We start from the raw sequence: 24794 nt of genomic DNA, 5'->3' as shown, positions 1-24794 counted from the left end.
CAACGTTCTCAGCAGTGAGCCTTTTCTTCATTGCCGTGAGTCAAGCCCATGCCGTTCGATGCCGCTTCGCAGCCCCTGTCAGTACCACGCTGGCGCAGCCTCAGTGCCGAGGAGGGCGACAGCTGGCTGAGCCTGTCCCTCGAAGGCCGCCCGCTGATCCAGTTGCGCCTGGAGGCGGGCGCTACCCTGCACCTTCACCTTGAGCGCCTGTGCCCCGAGCGCCCCTATCAGGCCTTGTGGGCCGCCTGTTATTGGCTGCTGTCCCGCGATCCGGCCTGTCAGCGCCTGGCCTGGCACCTACCCGAGGCGCTGCCCCAGGCATTGACCAGTGGCCTGCTGCTAGCCGGTGAGCAGCCAGGCCAGTACCTGTGCGAGCGAGCGCTGTTCTGGCAGCTGCCGCAGCCGTGGCTGGGCGAGTCGGCCACCGTGGCATACCCGCAGCAGATGCAGATCAGCAACGGCAAGCGCCACCCACGCCGCACGCCCAAGCCCCGTGGCGAGGTGTACCGGCGCTTCGATGCGCGCCTGGGCAGTTGGGTGTCGCTGCGGACCTTGGAGATCGAGCATGACCTGGAGCGCTTCAACCGCTGGCAGAACAACCCACGGGTGGAGGCGTTCTGGCAGGAGGGTGGCACCCTTGCGCAGCATCGCGAGTACCTGGGCAAGCTCGAGGCCGACCCGCATACCCTGACGCTGATCGGCTGCTTCGATGACCAGCCGTTTGCCTACTTCGAGGCGTACTGGGCCAAGGAAGACCGCATTGCGCCGTTCTACCCGGCCGATGACTACGACCGTGGCATCCACATGCTGGTAGGGGAGGAGAGCCACCGCGGGCCGCACAAGGTGGCCAGTTGGCTATCGGCGCTGGTGCACTACCTGTTCCTGGATGACCCGCGCACCCAGCGGGTGGTGGCCGAGCCGCGTGCCGACAACGGCAAGATGATCGGCTACATGCACGACCAGTGCTTCCATTGCGACAAGGAGTTCGACTTCCCGCACAAGCGTGCGGCGTTGATGATTCTGGGGCGGGAACGGTTTTTCGACCGCTGCAAACTGGCTTGATATCGAGGTGGCTTCTTCGCGGGCACGCCCGCTCCCACAGGTCCCCCTCAGTCTTTGAGGTCTGTGCTTATCCTGTGGGAGCGGGCGTGCCCGCGAAGAAGCGAACTCTGCTTGATCAGGCCTGCCGACTGGCCGTCTTGCGGCAATGTACCAGCGCATCGCGGATCATGAAGTTGACCAGCGTCGGCGACACGCCCAGCTCCTTGGCAATGTCTTTTTGCGGCACGCCATGCAGGCGGTACATCTCGAAGGCATAGCGGGTGCGCTGAGGCAGTTCGTTCAGCGCCTCGGCAATGTCATCCAGTGCGGCGAGGTTGATGTGGGTGGCTTCGGGGGAGGCGTTTTGCACGACCACGTTCAGGCCTTCCTCCTCGCTGCCGGAGTACTTCAACTCCATGGCCTGCTTGCGGTAGTGGTCGATGGCCAGGTTGCGCACGATCTGGAACAGGTAGCTCAGCTGCGCCTTGAACGACGAGGTGATGTGCGGAGCGGCGCCGAGCCGGAAAAAGGCGTCCTGCACCACATCTTCGGCGCGCGAGCGGCAGCCGGTGATGCGGGCGGCGATCTTGACCAGGATGCTGCGGTTGTCGACGAAGGCCTGCAGTAATGGTGAATCGCACTTACTTGTGGATAGTTGTTCCGCCATGGAAATCACCTTGTCACAGAGGGGAAAGGACGCACCCAAAGTTGGGAAGCTTCCTACGACGGGCGACAAGCTATTCAGAATGATAATAATTGTCAAATGCGAAATGTAATTAGTTTCATGTGATTTCGGTTCTAAGGCGTGAGGGTTGCTGGGTGCATGGCAGGGCGTTTTCAGCGCCTGTGAGATCGAGCGCCGCACCACCCAAGGCCTACCCCCAGCAGCCCAAATGCAGCCCCCAAACCCTTTCATACGCTAATTTATCCCCCCGCCCATCCGTTCCCCTGTGTACACCCCAGGCCGCCACACGCCGCCGCGCCCACGTTCGCGCAGCAGCCGGCCCGACCCAACCAGACACTGGCAGGAACACCCCATGACGGACGCCTTCGAACTCCCGCTCTCGCTGGTCCAGGCCCTGGCGCAACGCGCCGCGCAGAGCCCGGACAAAGTCGCCTTGCGCTTTCTGGCCGACGCGCCCGGCGAGCAGGCCGTGCTCAGCTATCGGGACCTCGACCAGCGTGCGCGCACCATCGCCGCTGCCTTGCAGGCCCGGGCCGGCTTCGGCGACCGTGCAGTGCTGCTGTTCCCCAGCGGGCCAGACTACGTGGCGGCGTTCTTCGGCTGTCTGTATGCCGGTGTGATTGCAGTGCCGGCCTACCCGCCGGAGTCCGCGCGCCAGCACCACCAGCAGCGCTTGTTGTCGATCATCGACGACGCCGAGCCGCGCCTGCTGCTGACCGTTGCGGCGCTGCACGGCAGCCTGCAGGGCCTGGAGGCCCTGGCGGCGCCCAACGCTCCCGAACTGCTGGCAGTGGATAGCCTGGACCCGGCGTTGGCTGCGAACTGGCGCGAGCCCGTACTCAAGGGTGATGACATCGCCTTCCTGCAGTACACCTCAGGCTCCACCGCATTGCCCAAAGGCGTGCAGGTCAGCCATGGCAACCTGGTGGCCAACGAACAACTGATCCGCCAGGGCTTTGGCCTCGACCTCAATCCTGATGACGTGATCGTCAGCTGGCTGCCGCTGTACCACGACATGGGCCTGATCGGCGGCCTGTTGCAGCCGATCTTCAGCGGCGTACCCTGCGTACTGATGTCGCCGGGCTACTTCCTGGCCCGGCCGCTGCGCTGGTTGCAGGCCATCAGTGAATACGGCGGTACCATCAGCGGCGGCCCCGACTTCGCCTACCGGCTGTGCAGCGAGCGGGTCAGCGAAGCCTCGCTGGCCGGGCTCGACCTCAGCCGTTGGCGGGTGGCCTATTCCGGCTCCGAGCCGATCCGCCAGGACAGCCTGGCGACCTTCGCCGACAAGTTTCAGGCCTGCGGCTTCGACTCACAGAGCTTCTTCGCCAGCTACGGCCTGGCCGAGGCGACCCTGTTCGTCAGCGGCAGCCGCCGTGGCCAGGGCATCGCTGAATTGGAGCTGGACGCCGAAGCCTTCGCCGCCAACCGTGCAGAACCTGGCAAGGGCAGTGTGCTGATGAGCTGTGGCTACCCGCAGCCCGGGCATGCCGTGCGCATTGTCGAACCACAACGCCTGCAGGTGCTGGGCGACAACCAGGTGGGCGAGATCTGGGCCGGCGGCCCGAGCATCGCCCTGGGCTACTGGCGCAACCCAGAGGCCAGCGCCCGCACCTTCGTCGAGATGGACGGCCAGACCTGGCTGCGTACCGGTGACCTGGGTTTCATGCGCGAAGGCGAAGTGTTCGTCACCGGGCGCCTGAAAGACATGCTGATCGTGCGTGGGCAGAACCTGTACCCGCAGGACCTGGAAAAAACCCTCGAGCGCGAAGTGGATGTGCTGCGCAAAGGCCGGGTGGCGGTGTTCGCCGTAGAGCAGCAAGGCGAGGAGGGCATCGGCGTGGCGGTGGAAGTCAGCCGCAACGTGCAGAAGGCGATCAAACCCCAGGACCTGATCAAGACCCTGCGCCAGGTGATCGCCGACGCCTGCCGCCAGGCCCCGGCCGTGGTCCTGTTGCTGAACCCGGGCGCGCTGCCCAAGACCTCCAGCGGCAAGCTGCAGCGTTCGGCCTGCCGCTTGCGCATGGACGATGGCAGCCTGGACTGCTATGCCCGCTTCCCTGAAGTGGGCGAGCCCGTTGCCACGGGGGCAGCCGGCGATGAACTACAGGCACGCATCGCCGCTGTGTGGCGCGACATCCTCAAGGTCGAGGCGGTGGCAGCAGACGACCACTTCCTGTTGCTGGGCGGCAACTCCATCGCCGCCACCCACGCCACCGCACGCCTGGCCGATGAACTGGGCATCAACCTGGGCCTGCGCACCCTGTTCGAGGCGCCGGTACTGGCTGATTACGCCAAGGCCGTGGCCGCGATCATCGCCGAAGGCGGTGGCCGGGTCGGGGCCATCGCCACCCTGGAGCGCACCCAGGCGCTGCCCCAGTCGCTGGCGCAAAACCGCCTGTGGCTGCTATGGCAGTTGGACCCGCAGTCGGCCGCCTATAACATTCCGGCCGGCCTGCAGTTGCGCGGTGAGCTGGACGAAAGTGCCCTGGAAGCGGCCTTCAAGGCGCTGGTGGCGCGCCACGAATCACTGCGTACCCTGTTTGCCGAAGAGAACGGCCAGGCCCTGCAGCGCATCCTGCCGCAACAGGCGTTCAACCTTCGCCGCCTGGACCTCGAAGGCCAGGCCGCCGAACAGGTCGCCGCCCAGCGGGAAACCGAGGCCCGCCAGCCGTTCGACCTGACCCATGGGCCATTGCTGCGGGTGACCCTGGCGCGCCTTGACGATGAACACCATCAGCTATGGGTGACCCTGCACCATATCGTCGCCGATGGCTGGTCGCTGAACATCCTGCTCGACGAATTCGCCAAACTGTACGCCGCCCGTTGCCAAGGCCTTGAGGCCAACCTGGCAGCGCTGACCCTGGGTTACGCCGACTACGGCACCTGGCAGCGACAGTGGCTGGCCGCAGGCGAAGCCGAGCGTCAGTTGCAGTACTGGCAGGTGCGCCTGGGAGATGAACTACCGGTGCTCGACCTGTGCACCGACCATCCACGCGCCAGCCAGCGCGACCACCGTGCCGCCCGCTTCAGCCTCAAGGTACCGGCCAGGCTCACCGAGGCGCTCAAGGGCCTGGCCCGCGAACAGCAGGCCAGCCTGTTCATGGTGCTGCTGGCCGGCTGGCAGGCGCTACTGCACCGCTACAGTGGCCAGGCCGATATCCGCGTCGGCGTGCCCAACGCCAACCGCCCGCGCCTGGAAACCCAAGGTATGGTCGGCTTCTTCATCAATACCCAGGTGCTGCGCGCGCAACTCGATGGCCGCCTGCCGTTCGATCAGTTACTGGCCCAGGTGCGCCAGGCCACCCTGGACGCCCAAGCCAACCAGGACCTGCCGTTCGAGCAACTGGTCGACGCCTTGCCCGAGGCACGCGAGCAAGGCCTGTTCCAGGTCATGTTCAACCACCAGCAACGTGACCTGTCTGCCCTGCGCCGCCTGCCGGGCCTGCTGGCCGAAGAACTGCCGTGGCACAGTCGCGAAGCCAAGTTCGACTTGCAGTTGCACAGTGAGGAAGACCACCAGGGCCGCCTGAGCCTGGCTTTCGACTATGCCGCAGAACTGTTCGACGCCAGCACCGTCCAGCGTCTGGCCCAGCACCTGCTGGCCCTGCTGGAGCAGGTGTGCGCCGAGCCGCAGCGGGCGCTGGGCGAGGTGCAATTGCTCGACGAGCCTGGCCGCGCGCAACTGCTGAGCTGGGGCCAGGCACCGGTAGCAGCACCGCAGCGTCTGCTGGTCGAGCAGCTCAATGAACAGGCACGCCTGACCCCGCAGCGCACCGCCCTGGTGTGGGACGGTGGCAGCCTGGAGTACGCCGAGCTGCACCAGCAAGCCAACCGTCTGGCCCACTACCTGCGTGACAAAGGCGTCGGCCCCGACACCTGCGTGGCCATCGCCGTAGAGCGTTCGCCGCAGCTGCTGGTCGGCCTGCTGGGCATTCTCAAGGCCGGTGGCGCCTATGTGCCGCTGGACGTCGATTACCCGGCCGAGCGCCTGGCCTACATGCTCGGCGACTGCAACGCTGGCCTGCTGCTGAGCCACAGCAGCCTGCTGGGCAGGCTGCCACAGGTCGAGGGCGTCAGCGCCATTGCCCTCGACCAGTTGCACCTGGACAGCTGGCCTACCCATGCGCCTGGCCTGCACCTGCATGGCGACAACCTGGCCTACGTGATCTATACCTCCGGCACCACTGGCCAGCCAAAAGGCGTGGGCAATACCCATGCAGCACTGGCCGAGCGCCTGCAGTGGATGCAGGCCAGCTATGCGCTGGACGACAGTGACGTGCTGATGCAGAAGGCGCCGATCAGCTTCGACGTTTCGGTGTGGGAATGCTTCTGGCCGCTGGTGACCGGTTGCAAGCTGGTGCTTGCCGGCCCCGGCGAGCACCGTGACCCGCAGCGCATCGCCGCGTTGGTGCAAACCCATGGCGTGACCACGCTGCACTTCGTGCCGCCGCTGTTGCAGGTATTCATCCAGGAGCCGCAGGCGGGTGCCTGCAGCAGCCTGCGCCGGCTGTTCTCCGGTGGTGAAGCGCTGTCCGTCGCGCTGCGTGACCGGGTGCTACAGGCGCTGCCACAGGTGCAACTGCACAACCGCTATGGCCCGACCGAAACCGCCATCAACGTCACCCACTGGCATTGCCAGGCTAGCGATGGCGAGCACTCGCCGATCGGCCGCCCGCTGGGCAATGTGCTGTGCCGCGTGCTGGACGACGAGCTGGAACTGACGGCCCCTGGTGTACCGGGCGAGCTGTACCTTGGCGGTGCAGGCCTGGCCCGTGGCTACCTGGGCCGCCCGGGCCTCACCGCCGAGCGCTTCGTGCCCCGGGCCGACGGCCATGGCGAACGCCTGTACCGCAGTGGCGACCGCGCCCGCTGGCAGGTGCAGACCGAGGCGCTGGAGTACCTTGGCCGCCTCGACCAGCAGGTCAAGGTGCGTGGCTTCCGGGTCGAGCCCGAGGAAGTCCAGGCCTGCCTGCTGGCGCAAGCGGGGGTCGAACAGGCGCTGGTGCTGATCCACAAGGATGCCGTCGGCGCACAACTGGTCGGTTACTACACCGGCAGCGCCCAGCCTGATGCATTGCTGACGGTGCTGGCTGAACAACTACCGGCTTACATGGTGCCGGCACAACTCATCCCGCTGGCGCAGATGCCGCTGGGCCCCAGCGGCAAGGTCGAGCGCAAGGCATTGCCGGCCCCGGTGTGGCAGCAGCGTGCGCACGTCGAGCCACAAACCGAGCTGCAGCAGCAGGTTGCCGCCATCTGGCGCGAGGTGCTGAACCTGCCGTGCATCGGCCTGCAGGATGACTTCTTCGCCCTCGGCGGCCATTCGCTGCTGGCCACTCAAATTGTTTCGCGCACGCGTCAGGCCTGCGATGTCGAGCTACCGCTCAAGGCCCTGTTCGACGCCAGCGAGCTGGGCGCCTTCTGTGCCGAGATCGCGCGTGTCCGCGCTGCCGGTGAGCACAACCTGCAAGGCGCAATCGCCCGTGTCGACCGCCGTCAGGCGGTGCCGCTGTCGTATTCTCAGCAGCGCATGTGGTTCCTCTGGCAAATGGAGCCGGACAGCCCGGCGTACAACGTCGGCGGCATGGCACGCCTGCGCGGCGCCCTGCATGTGGATGCCTTCGAGCGTGCGCTGCAGGCGCTGGTGGTGCGCCACGAAACCCTGCGCACCACCTTCCCCGGCATCGATGGCGTGCCGTACCAGTGCGTGGCCGAAGACAGCAGCCTGCACCTCGACTGGCAGGACTTCAGCGCCTTGCCCGCCGATGCCCGCCAACAACGCCTGCAACAACTGGCCGACGACCAGGCGCACCAGCCGTTCGATCTGGAGCGCGGCCCGCTGCTGCGCGCATGCCTGGTCAAAGCCGAAGAGCGTGAGCACTTCTTCGTACTGACCCTGCACCACATCGTCACCGAAGGCTGGGCCATGGACATCTTCGCCCGCGAACTGGGCGAGCTGTACGAGGCCTTCGTCGATGACCGCGAATCGCCGCTGGCGCCGCTGCCGGTGCAGTACCTGGACTACAGCGTTTGGCAACGGCAATGGCTGGAGAGCGGCGAGGGCGCCCGCCAGCTGGCCTACTGGAAGGATCGCCTGGGCGACGAACACCCGGTGCTGGCGTTGCCTGCCGACCGCCCGCGCCCGGCCGTGCAGAGCCACCGTGGCGAGCTGTACCGTTTCGAGCTCGACCCGGCGCTGGTTGCCCGCGTACATGCCTTCAACAGCCAGCGTGGCCTGACCCTGTTCATGACCATGGCAGCCACCCTGGCCGCCTTGTTGCACCGCTACAGCGGCCAGCGTGACCTGCGCATTGGCGCGCCGGTGGCCAACCGCATCCGCCCGGAAAGCGAAGGGCTGATCGGCGCGTTCCTCAACACCCAGGTGCTGCGTTGCGAGCTGGACGGCCAGATGACCGCCGCACAGTTGCTGGAGCAGATGCGCCAGGTTGCCATCGAAGGCCAGTCGCACCAGGACCTGCCGTTCGACCAGCTGGTGGAAGCCCTGCAGCCACCGCGCAGCAGCGCCTACAACCCGCTGTTCCAGGTGATGTGCAACGTGCAGCGCTGGGCCTTCCAGCAAAGCCGCCAGCTTGCTGGCATGCAGGTGGACTACCTGGTCAACGACGCCAGCGCCACCAAGTTCGACCTGTACCTGGAGGTGACCGACCTCGACGGCCGCCTGGGTTGCTGCCTGACCTACAGCCGTGACCTGTTCGACGAACCACGCATTGCACGCATGGCCGAGCACTGGCAGCAACTGCTGGCCGGCCTGCTCGACAACCCGCAGCAGCGCCTGTGTGAGCTGCCGATGCTGAGTAGCGCCGAGCAGCAGGTGCTGGCGGGCCAGTTGCAGGGCGAGCAGGACCTCGACCTCGGCCAGACCCTGCACGGCCTGTTCGCCGCCCAGGCTGCGCGCACGCCGCATGCAGGTGCGTTGACCTTCGCCGGCCAGCACATGACCTATGCCGAACTCGACCAGCAGGCCAACCGCCTGGCCCGCGCCCTGCGCGAGCGCGGCGTCGGCCCGCAGGTGCGCGTGGGCCTGGCGCTGGAGCGCTCGCTGGAAATGGTCGTCGGCCTGCTGGCCATCCTCAAGGCCGGTGGCGCCTACGTGCCGCTCGACCCCGAGTACCCGCTCGACCGCCTGCGCTACATGATTGAAGACAGCCGCATCGGCCTGCTGCTGAGCCAGCGCGCGCTGCTGCAAACCCTGGGCGAGCTGCCCGAAGGCGTGACGCGCTGGAGCCTGGAGGACGACAGCGCCAGCCTGTCGGCCTACAGCGATGCGCCGCTGGACAACCACAACCTGCCGCAGCACCAGGCCTACCTGATCTACACCTCCGGCTCCACCGGCAAGCCCAAGGGCGTGGTAGTCAGCCACGGCGAGTTCGCCATGCATTGCCAGGCGGTGATCGCGGCGTTCGGCATGCGCAGCGATGACTGCGAGCTGCACTTCTATTCGATCAATTTCGATGCCGCCAGCGAACGCCTGTGGGTGCCGCTGCTGTGTGGCGCCCGCGTGGTGTTGCGTGCCCAGGGGCAGTGGGGTGCCGAAGACATCTGTCAGCTGGTGCACGAGCAGCAGGTGAGCATCCTCGGCTTCACGCCCAGCTACGGTAGCCAGTTGGCGCAGTACCTGGCCGGGCAGGGCGAGCAGTTGCCCGTGCGCCTGGTGATTACCGGTGGTGAAGCGCTGACCGGCGAACACCTGCAGCGCATCCGCCAGGCCTTCGCGCCGCAGCAGTTCTTCAACGCCTACGGGCCGACCGAAACCGTGGTCATGCCGCTGGCCTGCCTGGCACCACAGACACTGCCAGCGGAGCTTGGCAGCGTACCGATCGGCCGCGTCATCGGTAGCCGCACGGCCTACATCCTTGACGAGGACCTTGCCCTGTTGCCACAAGGCGGTATTGGCGAGCTGTATGTCGGCGGTGCCGGCCTGGCCCAGGGGTACCACGACCGCCCGGGCCTCAGCGCCGAGCGCTTCGTCGCCGACCCGTTCAGCAGCGAAGGCGGGCGCCTGTACCGCACCGGTGACCTGGTGCGCCTGGGCAGCGATGGCCTGGTCGAGTACGTCGGCCGCGCCGACCAGCAGGTGAAGATTCGCGGTTTCCGCATCGAACTGGGCGAGATCGAAAGCCGCCTGCAGGCGCATGCCGATATCGACGAGGCCGTGGTGCTGGCCCTCGACCTGCCGGGCGGCAAGCAGTTGGTGGGCTACCTGGTGTGCAAGCAGGCCGCTGCCGACAGCGAGACCCAGGGCCTGCTGCGCGACGCGGTGAAGGCCGATGCCCGCCAGCATCTGCCGGACTACATGGTGCCAGCGCACCTGGTGCTGCTCGACAGCCTGCCGCTGATGGGCAACGGCAAGCTCGACCGCCGTGCGCTGCCGCTGCCGGACCTGGAGCAGGCTCGCCAGCAGTACCAGGCGCCCGGCAGCCCGGTAGAAGCGCAATTGGCGCAGATCTGGTGCGACGTGCTCAACGTTGCCCGGGTTGGCGTGCAGGACAACTTCTTCGAGCTGGGCGGCGACTCGATCCTGTCGATCCAGGTGGTCAGCCGGGCCCGTCAGGCCGGTTTGCAGTTCACCCCGCGCGACCTGTTCCAGCATCAGACCATCCAGACCCTGGCGGCCATCGTTCGGCACAGCGAAGCCGCCAGCAGCATCGAACAGGGCCAGCGCCAGGGCCAGACCGGCCTCACGCCGATCCAGCACTGGTTCTTCGACAGTGAAGTGCCACAGCCGCAGCACTGGAACCAGGCCGTTCTGCTGGAGGCGCGCGAGCCGCTGGATGAAGGGTTACTGGAGCACGCCTTGGCCGCCCTGGTGCAGCACCACGACAGCCTGCGTCTGCGCTTCAGCCAGGCCCAGGGCCGTTGGCAGGCCGAATATGCCCAGCCTGGCACCGGGCAATTGCTATGGACAGCCACGGTTGCCGACTTCGCCGATTGCCAACCGCTGTATACCGACCTGCAACGCAGCCTCGACCTGCAGCAGGGCCCACTGTTGCGCGCCTTGCTGGTAAAGGACGGGCAGGGCAGCCAGCGCCTGTTGCTGGCGATCCATCACCTGGTGGTCGATGGCGTGTCGTGGCGCGTGCTGCTGGAAGACCTGCAGGCGCTGTACCGTGGCCAGCCGCTGGCGGCCAAGACCCATGCCATGGGCGACTGGGCCGCACGCCTGGCCAGCTACGCCGGTAGCGATTCGCTGCGTGACGAGCTGGGCTGGTGGCAAGGCCAGTTGGGCAGCGTGCGCCGCGAACTGCCATGCGATCACCCGCAGGGCGGCAACCTGCACCGTCACGCCCGTACCCTGGCCATCGGCCTGGATGTGGTGCAGACCCGGCAGTTGCTGCAACAGGCCCCGGCGGCCTATCACACCCAGGTCAATGACCTGCTGCTGACCGCGCTGGCACGTGCCCTGTGCCGCTGGAGCGGCGACGAAGAAGTGCTGGTACAGCTTGAAGGCCATGGTCGCGACGGGCTGTTCGAAGACATGGACCTGACCCGCAGCGTCGGTTGGTTCACCAACGCTTATCCACTGAGCCTGCGCCCGCTGCCAGGCGAGGACGACGCGGCGCGGGCCGGTTCGATCAAGCGCATCAAGGAGCAGCTGCGCCAGGTGCCGCACAAAGGGCTGGGTTACGGTGTGTTGCGCTACCTGGCGGATGAGGCCGGGCGCGAGCAGATGGCGGCCTTGCCGCAGGCGCGTATCACTTTCAACTACCTGGGTCAGTTCGACCAGCAGTTCGACAGCTCTGCTCTGTTCCAGCCAATGGACGCCCCGGCCGGCCTGGCCCATGACCTCGATGCACCGCTGCCCAACTGGCTGAGTGTCGATGGCCAGGTGTATGGCGGTGCCCTGCAACTGCGTTGGACCTTCAGCACCGAGCGCTATGACGAGCGGACCATCGCCCGCCTGGCCGAGGCTTATCGCCAGGAGCTGCTGGCACTGGTCGAGCATTGCCTGGCGGATGGCAACGGCAGCTTCACGCCGTCGGACTTCCCGCTGGCACACCTGACCCAGGCGCAGATCGACGCGCTGCCGGTACCGGCTGCGCAGATCGAGGACGTCTACCCGCTGACGCCGATGCAGGAGGGCATGCTGTTGCACACCCTGCTGGAGCCGGGCACCGGCCTCTATTACATGCAGGACCGCTACCGCATCAACAGCGCGCTCGACCCCGAGCGCTTCGCCCAGGCCTGGCAGGCGGTAGTGGCGCGCCACGAAGCGCTACGTGCATCGTTCAGCTGGAATACCGGCGAGGCGATGCTGCAGATCATCCACAAGCCGGGCAACACACCGGTGGACTACCAGGACTGGCGCGGCCTCGATGACGACGCCCAGGAGCAGCGCCTGCAGGCCTTGCACAAGCAGGAACGCGAGGCGGGTTTCGCCCTGCTCAGCGAGGCGCCGTTCCACCTGCGCCTGGTGCGTGTGGCCGACGAGCGCTACTGGTTCATGATGAGCAACCACCACATCCTCATCGACGCCTGGTGCCGCTCGTTGTTGATGAACGACTTCTTCGAGGTCTACCAGGCCCTTGGCGAAGGCCGTCAGGCCCAGCTGCCGGTGCCACCGCGCTACCGCGACTACATCGGCTGGCTGCAACGCCAGGGCCTGGACGACGCGCGCGCCTGGTGGCAGGCCAACCTGGCCGGCTTCGAACGCGCCACCACCCTCCCCAGCGACCGCCCGCTGCGCCACGACCATGCCGGTAGCGGCATGATCGTCGGTGACTGCTACACCCGCCTGGCGGTAAGCGACGGCGTGCGCCTGCGCGAACTGGCCCAGGCCCACCAGCTCACCGTCAACACCTTTGCCCAGGCGGCCTGGGCCCTGGTGCTGGCGCGCTACAGCGGCGACCGCGACGTGATCTTTGGCGTGACCGTGGCCGGGCGCCCGGTGAGCATGCCGCAGATGCAGCGTACCGTCGGCCTGTTCATCAACAGCATTGCCTTGCGCGTGCAGTTGCCGGTGGCGGGTGAGCGCTGCAGTGTGCGCCAGTGGTTGCAAGGCCTGCTGGAGCGCAACATGGAGCTGCGCGAGTACGAATACCTGCCGCTGGTGGCGATCCAGGAATGCAGCGAGCTGCCCAAGGGTCAGCCGCTGTTCGACAGCCTGTTCGTGTTCGAGAACGCGCCGGTGGAAACCACCGTGCTCGACCACGCCCAGCACCTGAATGCCAGTTCCGACTCGGGCCGTACCCATACCAACTTCCCGCTGACAGCAGTGTGCTACCCGGGCGATGACCTCGGCCTGCACCTGTCGTTCGACCAGCGTTACTTCGACTACCCGACCGTCGAGCGCCTGCTGGCCGAGTTCAAGCGCCTGCTGCTGGCGCTGGTGCAGGGTTTTGAAGGGGAGGTGGGTGAACTGCCGTTGCTTGGCACCGAAGAACAGCGCTTCCTGCTGGAAGACTGCAACCGTACCGAACGGTCTTATCCGCTGGAGCAGAGCTACATCGCGCAGTTCGAAGCACAAGTGGCCGCGCATCCGCAGCGTACTGTGGCCCGTTGCCTGGAAGCCTCCTATGACTACGCCGGGCTGAACCTGGCGGCCAACCGCCTGGGCCATGCCCTGGTGGCTTCCGGGGTCCGCGTGGATCAGCCGGTGGCATTGCTGGCCGAACGCGGGTTGCCGTTGCTGGGCATGATCGTTGGCAGCTTCAAGGCTGGCGCTGGCTACCTGCCGCTGGACCCTGGCCTGCCGGCAGCGCGCCTGCAAAGCATCATCCAGCTCAGCGGCACGCCGGTGCTGGTGTGCAGTGCAGCCTGTGCTGAGCAAGGGCAGCTGTTGCTGGATGAGCTGGAGCTGGCGACACGGCCGCAGCTGCTGGTTTGGGAAGACATCCAGGCCAGTGCCGTTGCCAGCCACAACCCAGGCATCCACAGCGGGCCGGATAACCTCGCTTATGTGATCTACACCTCAGGCTCCACCGGCCTGCCGAAGGGGGTGATGGTCGAGCAGCGCGGCATGCTCAACAACCAGCTGAGCAAGGTGCCGTACCTGGCGCTCAGCGAGCAGGACGTGGTCGCCCAGACGGCCTCGCAGAGCTTCGACATTTCCGTGTGGCAGTTCCTTGCCGCGCCGTTGTTCGGCGCCAAAGTGGAGATTGTGCCGAACGCCATCGCCCATGACCCGCAGGGCCTGCTGACGCATGTGCAGGCTACCGGCATCACCGTACTGGAAAGTGTGCCGTCGCTGATCCAGGGCATGCTGGCCAACGACCATCAGGCGCTCGACGGGTTGCGCTGGATGCTGCCGACCGGCGAAGCCATGCCACCGGAGCTGGCAGCGCAGTGGCTGCAGCGTTACCCGCAGATCGGCCTGGTCAACGCCTATGGCCCGGCGGAGTGCTCCGATGACGTGGCGTTCTTCCGCGTAGATGCCGCCTCGACCCGTGGCAGCTACCTGCCGATCGGCACGCCGACCGACAACAACCGCCTGTACCTGTTCGGCGAGGACCAGACGCTGGTGCCGCTGGGGGCGGTGGGTGAGCTGTGCGTGGCTGGCACCGGCGTGGGCCGTGGCTATGTCGGCGACCCGATGCGTACGGCGCTGGCATTCATCCCCCATCCTCATGGTGCGCCGGGCGAACGCCTGTACCGCACCGGCGACCTGGCGCGGCAGCGTCCGGACGGGGTGCTGGAGTATGTCGGGCGCATCGACCACCAGGTAAAGATTCGCGGCTACCGCATCGAACTGGGCGAGATCGAAGCCCGTCTGCACGAGCAGGCGGAAATCCGCGATGCTGCCGTTGGCGTGCAAGAGGGCGTCAATGGCAAGCACCTGGTGGGCTACCTGGTGGCGCATCAGGGCATTGCAGCCGATGCTGCGTTGCTGGAGCAGCTCAAGCAGCGCCTGCGTGCCGAGTTGCCGGAGTACATGGTGCCGCTGCACTGGGGCTGGTTCGACAGCCTGCCGCACAACGCCAACGGCAAGCTCGACCGCAAGGCCCTGCCGGCCATCGACATCGGTGGCCAGCACAGCCAGGCCTACCAGGCGCCGCGTAACGAGCTGGAGGAGGTGTTGGCCGGTATCTGGGCCGATGTGCTGAAGGCCGAGCGGGTAGGGGTGCACGACAACTTCTTCGAGTTGGGCGGGCATTCGCTGCTGGCCACGCAGATCGCCTCGCGGGTGCAGAAGGAGTTACAACTGAACGTGCCGCTACGGGCGATGTTCGAGTGCAGCACGGTAGAGGAGCTGGCTGAATATGTGCAGGGGCTGCAGGGCAGTGCGCTGGATGACGACAAAGTCGACCGGCTCAGTGACCTGATGGCCGAGCTGGAGGGGTTGTAGGGTTAGGGTTTCGCCTTGAGTTTTGCGGGGCGGCGGAAATCGAGCGCCGCCCGCGCGGCGCATCGCGAGCAAGCTCGCTCCTACATTTGTTTCGGGCCAGTAACGCCTGTGCCAACGCGCCCGACCGCCTTGTTTGTTCGGCACAATAGCGTGATGGACGCCAAGGGACCGCGCGCCTCTGCCTCAGGAATTATTGGCCCGAAACAAATGTAGGAGCGAGCTTGCTCGCGATGCGCCGCGCGGGCGGCGCTCGATCTACGCCTCACCGCAAAACCCCCGACATGCGCTACCGCTTGCCGAGAATCTTCCCAAGCAACTCCGGCCGTGGTGCGCCTTGCTGGCTCTGCAGGTTGCCCTGGTCATCCTGATAGAAAATCGCCGGGGTCGCCTGCAAGCCCATTTCTTCCATCAGCGCCATGTTCGCCGCCAGCTTCTGCTGCACCGCCTCTGGCACCTGCTCCAGTGCCTTCAACTTGCTGGCCTTGCCTGCTTTTTCATGCTCGTGCAGTGCCTGGGCCGGGTCTTTCGCCGCCAGCAGCGCCGCCGACTTGCCCGGGCTGTCCTCGCGGATGATGCCGACCATGATATGGCGCAACTGCACCTTGCCCGACTCCACCCACGGCCGCGCCTGTTCCCAGAACATGTTGCAGTACGGGCAGTTGGGGTCGCTGAACAGGTACACCTTGCGCGGTGCATCGTCCTTGCCGTCGGCGATCCAGGCGGTTTTCTCCATCTTCGCCCAGATTTCCTTGCTCATCGGCGCATACACCAGCTTTTTCAGCGGCTCGGCACTGAGGTCCTTGCCCTGTTCGTCGAACAGGCTGCCGACCAGTACATGCTTGCCGTCAGGGGTGAGGTACAGGGCCAGGCCGTTATTCTGGTACTCGGCGGCATACCCGCGCAGGCCGTTGGGGGCGTCGAAGCTGCCTTTGATCACGGCGCCCTTGGCTTGCAGTTGTTGAATCGCCTTGGGCAACTCTTCGGCCCGCAGGCTGGGGGCAGCCAGCAGGGCCAGGGACAGGGGCAGCAGTGCAGTCAGTCGCATGTCAGTTTCCTTGTGCGGCAGGGGCGGGCACGGTGGCCCGGTCGAAAGGCTCCAGGGCGTGGCGCAGGCTGGCCCGGGACAGCTCGCCGAGGTGGCTGCCGACCAGCCGCCCGTCGGCGTCGTAGAACAGGGTGGTGGGCAGGGCCATGGAGCCGACGCGCTGGGCCAGCAGGCCGGTACCGTCGAACAGCACGTGGGTCAGGCTCAGGCCGGTGGTGGCGAGGAAGGTGCTGACGTTTTCCGGGGTTTCGCCCTGGTTGACGAACAGGAAGGTCACGTGCGGGTAAGCGCTTTGCGCCTGTTGCAGCACCGGCATTTCGCGTCGGCAGGGTGGGCACCAGGTGGCCCAGATGTTGATGACCAGCGGCTTGCCGCGGTAGCTGTGCAACGCTACGGATTGGCCGCTGGCGTTGCGCAGGCTCAGTTCCGGCAGTTCGGTGCCCTTGCTGTACAAATGGCCGCCGAGGCTGGCCAGGCCCCAGAACAGCGCCCCGCTGAACAGCGCCCAGCCCAGCGGGCGGCGCAGGCCCGGGTGGCGCCAGCCCTGCCAAAGGGCGCCGAGCACGATGCCGGCCAGGCCCGACCAGAACAGGAAGCCGCCATCACGGATATCGATGATCTGCAGCGGGTCGTCCTGGTACATCGGCCAGTAGGCCAGCACGAAGCCGGCACGTGCGCACAGCAGGCCGACCAGGAACAGGTTGAACAGTGCCGATTCCGGGCTCTCGCCGCCACGCCGGGCGACCCACCAGCCGACCACGCTGGCGATCACCAGGGCGGTGAGCATCAGCAGGTGGTTGAGGGCCATGGTCAGTGGCCCGAGGGTTACGGTCAGCATCAGCCTTGGCTCCTGGTCTGGGTCCAGTGTTGCAGGAAGGCGGCCGCATCCACTTCACCGGTGATGCGCCGCGCACGGCGTTCGTCGCCTTCCGGGCCGACCCAGATGATGCTGGGCGGGCCGGGTACCTGGTAACGCTGCAGCAGGGCCTGGCTGGCCGGGGTGTCGGCGGTCACGTCCAGGCGCAGCAGGTGCACGCCGGCCAGGCCGGCCTGCACGTCGCTGCGGGCGAACACCTGTTTTTCCATGACCTTGCACGACACGCACCAATCGGCATAGTAGTCGAGCATCACCCACTGGCCACGGGCCTTGGCCGCATCCAGTTCGCGTTGCAGGTCTTCGGGGCGGCTGACGGTGACGAAGGCGTCCTCGGCGTGCTGGCCGGCGGCCGGCGCAGCAGCGCCACCGGCGAACGGGCGCAGCGGCTGCCAGAGGTCGTCGCCACCGGCCGCAGCACCCACCAGCAGCAGGCCACCCCACAGGGCACCCAGCAGCGGCACTGCGCGCAACGCCGGCAACCGCTGCAGGGCCGGCCAGGCAGCCCAGGCCAGGGCGATCAGCAAGGCGCCGCTCAGGGCCAGCAGCAAGGCCGCGGGCAGCAGGCCGCGCACGGTGTACAGCGCCATGCCCAGGAACACGAAGCCGAACACGCCCTTGACCCGGTTCATCCAGGCGCCCGGGCGTGGCAGGTAGCGGTTGCCCAGGGTCACCAGCAACAGCAGCGGCACGCCCATGCCCAGGCCGAGGCTGAACAGCACCAGCGCCCCCTGCAGCACGTCGCCGCTCTGGGCGATGTACAGCAACGCGCCGGCCAACGGCGCGGTCATGCATGGGCCCATGAGCAGGCCGGACAGCGCGCCCAGCAGCGCCGCGCCATACAGGTTGCCGCCACGGGTGCCTTGCCCGGCGCGGTCGAGGCGGTCACGCACAGCGGCGGGCAGTTGCAGTTCGAAGGCGCCGAACATCGGCAGGGCCAGCAGCACGAACAGCCCCGCCAGGCTGCCCAGCAGCCAGGGTTGCTGCAGCCAGGCCTGCAGGCTGGCGCCCAGCAGCGCGGCAACCACGCCCAGGGCGGCATACACCAGGGCCATGCTCAGTACATAGACCCCAGCCAGTACCCAGCCGCGCCGGGCACTGGCGCCATTGCCCAGTACCAGCCCGGCGAGGATCGGCAGCATCGGCAGCGTGCAGGGGGTAAAGGCCAGCAACAGGCCCAGGCCGAAGAACGCCAGCAGGCTCCAGGCCAGGTGGCCTTGTTGCAGGTCGCTGGCCAGGGCCTGGTCAGAGGCTTGTTCGGCCGCTGGCGCCACACTGCCGCCCAGGTCGATCAGCGTGGTTTGCGGCGGGTAGCACAGGCCGGCGTCGGCACAGCCCTGCCAGCCCAGGCGCAGCTGACCCTGGGCATTGGCCGGGAGCAGCAGTTCGAGCTGGTCGCGGTACACCGCACTGTCACCGAAGAATTCGTCGTGGTGGTTGAGGGCGGTTGGCAGTTGCGGGTGCTGTTCGGCAGGCAGGCCGTCGAACTTCAGGCGCTTCTGATACAGGTAGTAGCCTGGCTGGATCTGGAAGAACAGGCGCATCTGGCCATCGGCCTGGCGGTCGTGGGTCAGCACGAAGGCCTGGTTGACCGGCAGGAATGCCGGTTTGACATCGAACGGGTTGGCCTGCAGCGGGCCGGCCAGCAGCAGTGTCAGGAAGAGCAGGAGGACGCGCATGTCTTCGCCTTGGCAGTACGTTGAAAGGGGTCATGCTGGCTTGGGTCGATTAACCCAAGGTTAACCCTTTCCTGTGGATGCAAATTCCTGCAGCCCGCACTGGCGCCGAGCCTGCTTGCAGGTGACTGACAGGTTCAACTGCCTGCGCCAGGCCTGGAGTGGATTGCCCGGCGACCTGGGCGTACAGTAGTTCGTCGAACTGAAGGCGGAGTAAAGCGTGCAGCATCTCGATCTCCAGGTGATCCGCCAGGCGTTGCAGTATGCGTGCGACCGCCAGCGGGTGTGGCTGTGCACGGTACTCGCCACCTATGGCTCGGCACCCCGTGCGCCGGGCTCGCTGCTGCTGGTGAACGCCAGCGCCGACACCGCGGTGGTGGCGCTGTGAGTGTGGTCGCGCTGGTGCTGGCGGCAGGCCGCGGCACGCGTTTCGGTTCCGACAAACGCCGGGCGGCCCTGGCCGATGGCCGCTGCCTGCTGGCACATAGCGTGGCGCGGGCGCGGGCAGTATTCGATGATGTACGCGTAGTGCTGCGCGAAGGGGAGCGGGGCGAGGATTTCGGGCTCTCAGCTGATTGCCGGGTTGTCGTGAGCCCTGGTGCGGCGTCGGGGATGGGGCATAGTCTGGCTGCCGGGGCTGGGGCGTTAGTCGACAGCAAGGCGCAGGCGGTGGCGATTTTGCTGGGTGATATGCCTTGGATCGAACCGGCCACTTTGCGGCAGTTGGCGGAAGCCGCCAGCGCTTCGAAAATCGTGTTGCCACGTCATGCCGGGCAGCACGGACACCCGGTGATTTTCGGGCGCGATTTCTGGCCGGCGCTGGGGCAACTGGCCGGGGATGAAGGGGCGCGTGCGGTGGTGCGGGCGCAGCGGGATTGTTGCGTGGTGGTTGAAGTGGAGGATGCCGGGGTTCTGCTGGATGTAGATACGCCGCAGGGGTTGATTCAGGCCTGATGTGCTCACTGCAAGCGTCAAGGTGAACACCCCTTCACGCCACAAAAGGTCCATAATCCCCCCTTAATCCGCCCAAGGTGCAATGCCAGCTACACCATTCCGGGAGCCCCACCATGCACGTTCTGCTCTGCGAGGACGACGACCTGATCGCCGCCGGCATCTGCGCCGGCCTTACCGCCCAGGGCCTGACCGTGGACCGTGTGGGCAACGCCGCCGATGCACGGGCGATGCTGCAGGCCGCGCAGTTCGACGTGATGATTCTCGACCTTGGCCTGCCCGACGAAGACGGCCTGAAGCTGTTGCGCCGCCTGCGCGAGAAAGGCGAGACACTGCCAGTGCTGGTGCTCACCGCCCGTGATGCGGTCACCGACCGGGTCGATGGCCTGCAGGCTGGTGCCGACGACTACCTGCTCAAACCCTTCGACCTGCGCGAGCTGGCCGCACGCCTGCACACCCTGCTGCGGCGGGTGGCCGGGCGGGCGGTGAATGTGATCGAACACGGCCCGCTGCGCTACGACCCGAGCAGCTGCGAGGCAACCCTGGCCGGCCAGCCGGTCGACCTGTCCCGGCGTGAACAGGCATTGCTCCAGGCGCTGCTGCAGAACCCCGGGCGGGTGCTGTCCAGCGAGCAGCTCAAAGACTGCGTGTACGGCTTCAGCGACGAAGTCGAGAGCAATGCCCTGAACGTGCATATCCACCATCTGCGGCGCAAGCTGGGCAACGGCATCGTCGAGACCGTGCGCGGCCTGGGCTACCGCCTGGGCCCGGCGCAGGCGCCGGAGGAGGCCGCATCATGAGCCTGCGGGTACGCCTGAGCCTGATCCTGGGCAGTGCCTTCGTGATCATCTGGGTGCTGGCTGCCGCGTGGATGCTGCGCGACCTGCGCCAGCAGATGATGTTCTCCCTCGACCAGCGCCTGGTGGCTTCTGCGCGCATGGTCGCCGGGCTGATCGACCAGCTGCCGCAGCCGTTGACTGCCAAGGGTGGGGAGGCGCACTTTTCCGCCGACCAGTTCAGCGTGCCGGACGGCATGGCCTGCCAGGTCAGCTCGCTGCGGGGTGAAATACTTGCCAGCAACCACAAGCATGATGGCGCCATGGATGATGAGCGCAGCGGTTTCCGTGACCAGACCATCGATGACGCGCTGTGGCGCACCTTCACCTACAACCATGGCGATGTGCGTATCACCACCGCTGACCGGCACATGGAGCGCGAGGCGCTGAACCAGTCGATCCTGCTGGCGGCCTCGGCGCCGGTGCTGATGGCCCTGCTTGGCAGCCTGGGGCTGTTGTGGATCGGCCTGGGCAAGGGCCTGGAGCCGCTCAACCGCATGCGCGATGCCCTGCGCCGCCGGCGCGCGGACAGCGTCGAGCCATTGCAGGTGGCGGGCATGCCCAGCGAACTGCAACCATTGCTGGAAACCCAGAACCAGCTGTTTTTGCGCATTGCCCAGACCATCGAGCGTGAGCGGCGCCTGACCGACGATGCCGCGCATGAACTGCGCAGCCCGCTGACGGCGATCAAGACCCACTTGCAGGTAGCGCGGATGACCGACGGCGCCGTGCGCGAGCAGGCGTTGGAGCATGCCGAGCAGGGCGCCGACCGCATGCACCGCACGCTGGAGCAGTTGTTGATGCTGGCGCGTGTGGAAGGCAGCCTGTCGTTCGAGGATGGCGTGCAGTGCAGCGCCGAGCAGGTGGCCCGGCAGGCGGTGCAGGATGCCGGCGGCGGCGACAACCGGCGCATCGTGCTGCGTTTGCCTGAAGCCGCTACGCAGATTTACCTGGGCATGCCGGGACCGTTGGCGGTGGCAGCGCTGCGCAACCTGCTGGACAACGCCTTGCGCCATGGCGGTGACGAGGTGGTGGAGCTTGAAGTGCAGATGGCTGACGGCCAGGTGGGCTTCATGGTGCGTGACCATGGGCCGGGGATTGCCGAGGCGGACCTGGAGCACCTGACCGAGCGTTTCTGGCGTAACGGGCAGAGTGGTGGCTGCGGGTTGGGGCTGGCGATCGTACAGGCGATCGTGCAGCGTTGTGCCGGTAGCCTGAAGTTCGACAGCCGCAGTGATGGGTTGCGGGTGCTTTTGCAAGTGCCGGCGCGCTCGGGGCATTAATTTTTATTGCCTGTGCCGGCCTCTTCGCGGGTAAACCCGCTCCCACAGGTGCAGCATCAACCCTGAGGTCCGTGCAAATCCTGTGGGAGCGGGTTTACCCGCGAAGGGGCCGGGCCTGCTTTCAAAAATCCCGCAGCAACCGCTAAATCCTCCCCGCACTCAAGCGTTTCCCAAGCGACGAACACCCGCACTTTCGCTTGCTTGCGAGGAATCACCATGTCCACTGCTTCCTGCCTTGCCCAGGTCCCGCCGGCCAGCGCGCCGCGTGCCTTGTACGAGTTCACCGATTCACCCTTGCTGCAACGCCAGCAGCAACAGGAGTCCAATGCCCGCAGCTACCCGCGCCGAATTCCGCTGGCGCTCAAGCGCGCCCGTGGCATCCATGTGGAAGATGTCGAAGGTCGCCAGTTCATCGACTGCCTGGCCGGCGCCGGCACCTTGGCGCTGGGCCACAACCACCCGGTGGTGGTCGAGGCGATCCAGCGGGTACTGGCCGATGAGCTGCCCCTGCACACGCTGGACCTGACCACGCCGGTCAAGGACCGCTTCGTCCAGGACCTGTTCGGCGTACTGCCCGAGGCGTTGCGCCGTGAGGCCAAGGTGCAGTTCTGCGGCCCGACCGGTACCGATGCGGTGGAAGCAGCGCTGAAGCTGGTGCGCAGCGCCACCGGCCGCAGCACCGTGCTGGCCTTCCACGGCGCCTACCATGGCATGAGCCAGGGTGCGCTGAGCCTGATGGGTAGCCATGGGCCGAAGCAGCCGCTGGGGGCCTTGCTCGGCAACGGTGTGCAGTTCATGCCGTACCCCTACGACTACCGTTGCCCGTTCGGCCTGGGCGGCGAAGCCGGGGTCAAGGCCAACCTGCATTATCTGGAAAACCTGTTGCTCGACCCGGAAAGCGGCGTGCCGCTGCCGGCGGCGGTCATTCTGGAAGTGGTGCAGGGTGAGGGCGGGGTGATCCCGGCCGATATCGAGTGGCTCAAGGGTGTACGCCGTATCACCGAGCAGGCCGGCGTGGCGTTGATCGTCGATGAGATCCAGAGTGGATTTGCCCGCACCGGGCGCATGTTCGCCTTCGAGCATGCCGGCATCGTTCCGGACGTGGTCACCCTGTCCAAGGCCATTGGCGGCAGCCTGCCGCTGGCGGTGGTGGTGTACCGCGACTGGCTGGACACCTGGAAACCGGGCGCCCACGCCGGCACTTTCCGTGGTAACCAGATGGCCATGGCGGCGGGCTCGGCGGTGATCGACTACCTGGTCGAGCATCGCCTGGCCGAGCATGCCGAGGCCATGGGGCAGCGCCTGCGCCAGCACCTGCAGCAGCTGCAGCGGGCTTATCCGCAGTTGGGTGATGTTCGCGGGCGTGGGCTGATGCTCGGGGTAGAGCTGGTGGACCCGCAAGGGCAGCGGGATGCACTTGGGTATCCGGCGGCCAACCGCGAGCTGGCGGCGAAGGTGCAGCGCGAATGCCTCAAGCGTGGGCTGATCCTGGAGCTGGGTGGGCGGCATGGGGCGGTGGTGCGCTTCTTGCCGCCGTTGATCATCAGTGGCGAGCAGATCGATGAGGTTGCGCAGCGCTTTTCCGAGGCGTTGATCGCGGCGGTCTGATCGATTGCCGGGGCCGCTGCGCGGCCCTGTCGCCGGCAAGCCGGCTCCCACAGAACTGCACATAACTCATTGAATTAGCAGGGACCCTGTGGGAGCGGCTTCAGCCGCGAACACCGGCGCAGCCGGTGCCATGCACTGCGTTGGATTCTTCGCGGCTAAAGCCGCTCCCACAGGGTACGAGGATCGCTTGCGAATTCAGTTATCTGTGCGACAGCGCAAGCCTTCCGGTCGGCGCAGTCCCCCTGGCAATCCCGGCTACCAGCCGCGCCCGGAGTTCACCCAGAAGTTCACCGACAGCGAGGTGGTCACAGACTCCACCTGGTGGAACCACCCTTCGGGCAGGAACAGCAGGTCACCAGCCTGCAGCACAACGCGCAGGAAAGGCACTTCGCGTGCCGCCGGGAAACGCTGGTAGTCCGGGGCGTCGGGGTTGAAGTCGCAGCCGTCCAGGCCGCCCTTGGGGCTGGTCGACCAGGTGCCCAGGGCTGGGCGATGGTGCGGTGCGGCAAGGATGAAAGACTTCTGTCCCCATACCTGCGCGAACAGGTTGTCGGTGTCATCGCGGTGCAGTGGCGTCAGGGTGCCCTTGGGGCCGATCCAGATACGCGGCGCAATGAACTTCTCGCGGGCGAAGTACTGCGGGTAGCGAATCAGCGCCAGCAGCTTTTCCGGCACGATGTTGTTGCCCATGTAGGCCGGGGTTTCGCCGGGTTTGGCCGGGGTGTCCAGCGAGGCGATGAAGTCGGCCATGGAAGTGGAACGGAAGTCGCGGTCGGTGGAGAAGGTCTTCTTCACGTAGTCGCCGTGCCGGGTGATGCCCTGCAGTTCGGCGAAATGCTCCAGCGAAGCTTCGCGGCCCATGCTGAACAGCGGCCAGTCCTGCAGGGCATCACTGATCACCACGGGTGTTCCGTGCTCCAGGTACTCTCCCTGGAAGCGCGCCGGCGGCATGTCGGCGCGGGCAATGCGTGCCACCTCGCGCTGCACCGGTTGCGCGGCCGACACCCGTTCGCTGAGGCGTGCCGGTGTCGGGTAGCGCTGGTTCATCGACACCTTGGTCGCCGGAGCGCCGCGCCGGGCGTTGCTGATGATCTGCGGCAGCAGGGTGGCCAGGCCCATGTTGCCGCTGATCTTCAGGCGGGCGCTGGCGAACAGCTCTTCGACGTTGGCGGTGCCGCCCATGATGCCCATGAAGTCACGCTCGGCCAGCTCGATGGTGACGTCCGGGGCGCTGTGCCGGCCGGCACCGGTGCGGCTGCTGTCGCGCACCTCCGACCAGAAGGCCCGGTCCTGGCTGAAGACGAACTGGAAAACGCCTTCGATGCCCACGGCATGAGCGTTGGCGAACAGTTTGCTGAGAATGCTCTGAAGGTCCACGGTATGCCTCTGGCGGTCTTTCGTTGTGCAGGGATAACGAGTGCCTGCACCAACGATTTAGCTGTGTGGGCGGGTAATTTTTCGGTGCGCTGCTACGTCCCGTAGGGAGGCT

The 24794-nt window shown here is 66.6% G+C and carries 11 protein-coding genes and 1 pseudogene; 7 read left to right on the top strand and 5 right to left on the bottom strand.

What is annotated here, in order from left to right; all coding sequences use genetic code 11:
* Positions 1-48: 48 nt before the first annotated feature.
* Positions 49-1062 (top strand): GNAT family N-acetyltransferase, encoded by a 1014-nt coding sequence (locus tag MKK04_RS18555; RefSeq protein ID WP_207830038.1) that lies wholly within the window; start codon positions 49-51, stop codon positions 1060-1062.
* 115 nt (positions 1063-1177) lie between these two features.
* Here MKK04_RS18555 and MKK04_RS18550 read toward each other — a convergent pair whose 3' ends face one another.
* Positions 1178-1708: an RNA polymerase factor sigma-70 gene (locus MKK04_RS18550; RefSeq protein ID WP_207830039.1), complete on the bottom strand. Its 531-nt coding sequence runs from the start codon at positions 1706-1708 to the stop codon at positions 1178-1180.
* A gap of 370 nt (positions 1709-2078) precedes the next feature.
* Between MKK04_RS18550 and MKK04_RS18545 the strand changes: the two genes are divergently transcribed.
* Positions 2079-15032 carry a non-ribosomal peptide synthetase gene (locus MKK04_RS18545; RefSeq protein ID WP_241105872.1) on the top strand — a complete coding sequence of 4318 codons (12954 nt, stop codon included), beginning with the start codon at positions 2079-2081 and terminating at the stop codon, positions 15030-15032.
* Between the two features lie 286 nt (positions 15033-15318).
* Here the strand turns inward: MKK04_RS18545 and dsbG are convergent, their stop codons facing one another.
* From dsbG to dsbD, 3 genes are read right to left on the bottom strand one after another with little or no spacing between them, the layout of a single operon-like run.
* Entirely contained in the window at positions 15319-16077 is a 759-nt protein-coding gene (gene dsbG / locus MKK04_RS18540; RefSeq protein ID WP_207830044.1) for a thiol:disulfide interchange protein DsbG, read from the bottom strand.
* A gap of 1 nt (position 16078) precedes the next feature.
* Positions 16079-16915, bottom strand: a complete 837-nt coding sequence (locus MKK04_RS18535) for a TlpA disulfide reductase family protein (protein WP_207830046.1) — start codon at positions 16913-16915, stop codon at positions 16079-16081.
* Positions 16915-18630 (bottom strand): protein-disulfide reductase DsbD, encoded by a 1716-nt coding sequence (gene dsbD / locus MKK04_RS18530; protein WP_207830048.1) that lies wholly within the window; start codon positions 18628-18630, stop codon positions 16915-16917. The genes MKK04_RS18535 and dsbD overlap by 1 nt, the downstream gene beginning before the upstream one ends.
* A 217-nt stretch (positions 18631-18847) precedes the next feature.
* Between dsbD and MKK04_RS18525 the strand changes: the two are divergent.
* The 5 genes and pseudogenes from MKK04_RS18525 to MKK04_RS18505 form a co-directional block, all read left to right on the top strand.
* A pseudogene (locus tag MKK04_RS18525) lies at positions 18848-18988 on the top strand (XdhC family protein); the annotation flags it as partial.
* A 23-nt stretch (positions 18989-19011) separates the two neighbouring features.
* Complete coding sequence (locus MKK04_RS18520) at positions 19012-19581, top strand: nucleotidyltransferase family protein (RefSeq protein ID WP_207830050.1); 570 nt, start codon at positions 19012-19014, stop codon at positions 19579-19581.
* Positions 19582-19694: 113 nt separating this feature from the next.
* Positions 19695-20378 carry a response regulator gene (locus MKK04_RS18515; protein ID WP_013973469.1) on the top strand — a complete coding sequence of 228 codons (684 nt, stop codon included), beginning with the start codon at positions 19695-19697 and terminating at the stop codon, positions 20376-20378.
* Positions 20375-21697, top strand: coding sequence for an ATP-binding protein (locus MKK04_RS18510; RefSeq protein ID WP_233693696.1), 1323 nt, complete (start codon positions 20375-20377; stop codon positions 21695-21697). The genes MKK04_RS18515 and MKK04_RS18510 overlap by 4 nt, the downstream gene beginning before the upstream one ends.
* A gap of 216 nt (positions 21698-21913) precedes the next feature.
* Positions 21914-23305 (top strand): aspartate aminotransferase family protein, encoded by a 1392-nt coding sequence (locus MKK04_RS18505; protein ID WP_233686964.1) that lies wholly within the window; start codon positions 21914-21916, stop codon positions 23303-23305.
* A gap of 255 nt (positions 23306-23560) precedes the next feature.
* Here the strand turns inward: MKK04_RS18505 and MKK04_RS18500 are convergent, their stop codons facing one another.
* On the bottom strand, positions 23561-24682 hold the full coding sequence (locus MKK04_RS18500) for a cupin-like domain-containing protein (RefSeq protein ID WP_207830061.1): 1122 nt from the start codon (positions 24680-24682) through the stop codon (positions 23561-23563).
* Positions 24683-24794: the final 112 nt, after the last annotated feature.

The sequence above is a fragment of the Pseudomonas sp. LS.1a genome (assembly GCF_022533585.1).
Lineage (GTDB): Bacteria > Pseudomonadota > Gammaproteobacteria > Pseudomonadales > Pseudomonadaceae > Aquipseudomonas.
The sequence above is the reverse complement of the archived record's forward strand: the minus strand, read 5'-3'. Positions and strand labels throughout refer to the sequence as shown.

Coding starts and splice junctions, on each gene's coding strand:
- MKK04_RS18555 (WP_207830038.1), top strand. CDS start 49: ATGCCGTTCGATGCCGCTTCGCAGCCCCTGTCAGTACCACGCTGGCGC.
- MKK04_RS18535 (WP_207830046.1), bottom strand. CDS start 16,915: ATGCTGACCGTAACCCTCGGGCCACTGACCATGGCCCTCAACCACCTG.
- dsbD (WP_207830048.1), bottom strand. CDS start 18,630: ATGCGCGTCCTCCTGCTCTTCCTGACACTGCTGCTGGCCGGCCCGCTG.
- MKK04_RS18505 (WP_233686964.1), top strand. CDS start 21,914: ATGTCCACTGCTTCCTGCCTTGCCCAGGTCCCGCCGGCCAGCGCGCCG.
- MKK04_RS18545 (WP_241105872.1), top strand. CDS start 2,079: ATGACGGACGCCTTCGAACTCCCGCTCTCGCTGGTCCAGGCCCTGGCG.
- dsbG (WP_207830044.1), bottom strand. CDS start 16,077: ATGCGACTGACTGCACTGCTGCCCCTGTCCCTGGCCCTGCTGGCTGCC.
- MKK04_RS18515 (WP_013973469.1), top strand. CDS start 19,695: ATGCACGTTCTGCTCTGCGAGGACGACGACCTGATCGCCGCCGGCATC.
- MKK04_RS18550 (WP_207830039.1), bottom strand. CDS start 1,708: ATGGCGGAACAACTATCCACAAGTAAGTGCGATTCACCATTACTGCAG.
- MKK04_RS18510 (WP_233693696.1), top strand. CDS start 20,375: ATGAGCCTGCGGGTACGCCTGAGCCTGATCCTGGGCAGTGCCTTCGTG.